General features: G+C 71.5%; 4 protein-coding genes. 2 read left to right on the forward strand and 2 right to left on the reverse strand.

Annotation, left to right across the window (positions count from 1 at the left end; genetic code table 11):
* The coding region (locus tag D471_RS35845; protein WP_040690912.1) for a hypothetical protein at positions 1–220 on the forward strand (220 nt) is incomplete at its 5' end.
* Positions 217–1152 carry a phosphotransferase family protein gene (locus D471_RS35850; RefSeq protein WP_152486416.1) on the forward strand — a complete coding sequence of 312 codons (936 nt, stop codon included), beginning with the start codon at positions 217–219 and terminating at the stop codon, positions 1150–1152. The genes D471_RS35845 and D471_RS35850, both read left to right, overlap by 4 nt.
* A gap of 1 nt (position 1153) precedes the next feature.
* Here D471_RS35850 and D471_RS0123850 read toward each other — a convergent pair whose 3' ends face one another.
* Together D471_RS0123850 and D471_RS0123855 are read right to left on the reverse strand one after the other, a co-directional pair.
* Positions 1154–2200 carry a polyprenyl synthetase family protein gene (locus D471_RS0123850; protein ID WP_017600944.1) on the reverse strand — a complete coding sequence of 349 codons (1047 nt, stop codon included), beginning with the start codon at positions 2198–2200 and terminating at the stop codon, positions 1154–1156.
* Positions 2194–2818 (reverse strand): ATP phosphoribosyltransferase regulatory subunit (locus D471_RS0123855; RefSeq protein ID WP_026128020.1); only part of this gene is annotated, 625 nt, incomplete at its 5' end. The genes D471_RS0123850 and D471_RS0123855, both read right to left, overlap by 7 nt.

Below are 2818 nucleotides of genomic sequence, written 5' to 3' on the forward strand. Positions count from 1 at the left end.
CACGCAGGGGGAGAGCCGTGTGGCGCTGCTCTGGCGCTCCGAGCAGGATTTGGCGCAGGTCGCCGCGTATGCGGATCGGCTGCGCGCAGACGGGTACGTGGTGGAGACCGTGCACGTCGGCGGCAAGGGCAAGGGCGTGTACAAGCGGCTGGCCGCCGCCGGGTTTGACCTGGTGGCCCAGGCTCTGGACGGGGCCGAGCCTCGCCCGCTTTCCTCGTGAACACTGCACGCCCCCGGTGGGGTGACCTTCCCGCGGTTGTGCGCGGGAAGGTCACCCGTTTCCTCGGGGAGGAGGTTGTCAGCGAGGAGCCCCAGGGCGGCGGGTACACCCCGGCGATGGCGTCGTTGTTGACCACCTCCAGCGGCCGTGCCCTGTTCTGCAAGGCGATGCCGGAGGAGCACCCTCTGTGCGCGGCCTTGGCCGCGGAGGCGGCTGTGGCCGCGTCGGCTCCTGCGGGCGCGGCCCTTCCCGGCCTCGTGTGGGAGGGGACGGAAGACGGATGGCGGGTGGTGGTGTTCACCGCCGTGCGCGGTCGGCACGCGAACCTCTCACCCGGTTCGGATGACGTGGCCGCCGTGGTTTCTGCGCTCGACGGTCTGGCTGGTGACCTCACGCCCTGCCCGCTCAGCACGGCGCCGACCGCACGCGAGGTGCTCTCGCCGCTCCTGAGCGGATGGGCCTCCCTGCGGGAACAGCCTCCCCCGGGGCTTGCCCCTTGGGCGTTGGCCAATCTCGAACGCCTGGCCTTGTTGGAGGAGGCGTGGGCCGACCACGCGGACGGGGACACGCTCACGCACGGCGACATCCGCGCTGACCAGCTCCTCATCGACGCCCAGGAGAGGGTGTGGGTGGTGGACTGGGCGTACCCCTGCCGGGGTGCGGCGTGGATTGACGGGGTGGACCTCGTCACTCCCCTGATCATGAACGGCCACACGCCTGAGGCCGCCGAGAAGCAGGTGGCGGGTTCGGCGCGGTTCGCCTCGGCTCCCGCTGTCGCTGTGACCTCCTTCGCCGTCGCGGCGGCCGGGTACTGGGCGCGGGCCTGTCGTCAGGCTCCACCACCAGGAGCGGGCGGGGCGATGTTGCGCGCGTTCCAGGCCAGGGCAGCCGATGCCGCCCTGGCCTGGGTGCGTCACCGCCTCGGGGAGTGAATCAGGCGAGCACGGGGCGCAGTCCGTGGAGGACTCGCTGTTGGGCCAGATCGCTGATGTAGGCGTGGGCCGCCGCTCCGACCTTGGCGCGGGCCAGGTCGCGCAGCGTCTGCTCCACCAGGTCGGCAGCAGTGCGGGCGGCGGCCTGGACGGCACCGGTCGTGGTGAAGGCCAGGCGAATCTCCTCAACCTGCTCGTCGGTGGCGAGGTCTCCCTCGATCACTGGGCGCAGCCTGTGGTCGGCGGGCAGGCGCTGGTGGAGTTCAACCAGGAGCAACGTGCGGCGCAGGTGGCGGATCTCGGCTGGGTCGTCCTTGCCCGCCTCCATCAGGTCCGGGCATCCGGTGGCCAGGTCGTCCACGATCTGCGAGGCGGCGCCGATGGTCTCCAGGATCCGGGCTACGGCCTCGCGCTGGGTGGGGTCCGCGCCGGTGGCGGTGTGGCCGATGCGCCAGGGGAGGCCGTAGCAGTAGTCGCCCGCCTTGTCCTGATACATGCGCACGATGGCGTCCGTGGTGATGGACTCCAGGTCCCGTTGCCACAGCAGTTCTTGGAGTTGGCCGTGCTGAGTTCGGCGGACGCACTCCACGACCACGTCCCACAGGGGTGCCCGGTGCTTCGGGTTGGCGTCGTCCAGCAGGTCCCTGGCGAGGGAGAGGAGCAGGTCTGCCCAGAACAGGGCCGCTCCGTTCCCGGCGGTGCCGATGCGGCGTCGGAACGCCTCGGGCAGGGTGGGGTGGCCGAACTTCTCGGTGTCGCCGTCGACGATGTCGTCGTGGATGGCGAACAGGTCCCTGACCACCTGCGGGACCAGGGCGACGGTGCCGAGCCGGTCGACCAGGTCGTCGGGGAGTTCGGTGTGTTCGTGGGCCGCGCTGACCAGCGTTAGGACGGGGCGGGGCAGGAGGGAGTCGACCTGGGCGTAGGCCAGGTAGTCCTGTCCCAGTCCGGCCAGGCGCGGGGGCAGGTCCTGTGTCCACTGGGTGAGGGTCCGCGTCCACAGGACACCCAGGGGCCGGGAGAAGCGGTCGAGTGTGGTGGTCAGCACGAGGTGGTCTCCGGGATCTGTCGGGCCTGGGCGTAGCGGCCGATGGCGTCGGTGTCGGTGGCCTCCCCCACCCACAGATCGACGCGTCGGCCGTCGGTGTGGTCGGAGGTGGTGGCGTAGGCACGCAGGTAGTCGCGGACCGGATCGCCGGTCGGTTTCGGAACGAGGAGCCGGTCGGCGGTGCTGTGGCCGAAGTGGTGGGATCGCTGGTGGGTGGGAGTGTCGATGAAGGTTCCGCAGGCGTCCATGACGGCCAGGAGGCGTTCGATGCCGAAGGCGAAGCCGCTCGCGGGAACCGTTCCGGGGCCGTTGGCGGCGAAGTGGCCGATGAGGTGGTCGTAGCGGCCTCCGCCGGCGATCTCCACGAAGCTGCCGCCCGGCAGGACGACGTCGACCTCGAAGGCCAGGCCGGTGTAGTACTCGTGGCTGCGCACCACGCCCAGGTCCACCGCCACGTTCAGGCCCGCCTGCCGTAGGGCCTGGGCCGTCGACGCCAGGCGCTCCAGGTGGCCCGGGGCCACGTCACCCAGTGCGGCCAGGAGGCCGGGGTCGATGTCGCCGGAGCCGTGGTGGGCCATCGCCCGCCAGCGCTCCACCGTCTCGGCGGGGGGGTCCGCG

It is taken from the genome of Nocardiopsis lucentensis DSM 44048 (assembly GCF_000341125.1).
GTDB classification, from domain to species: domain Bacteria; phylum Actinomycetota; class Actinomycetes; order Streptosporangiales; family Streptosporangiaceae; genus Nocardiopsis; species Nocardiopsis lucentensis.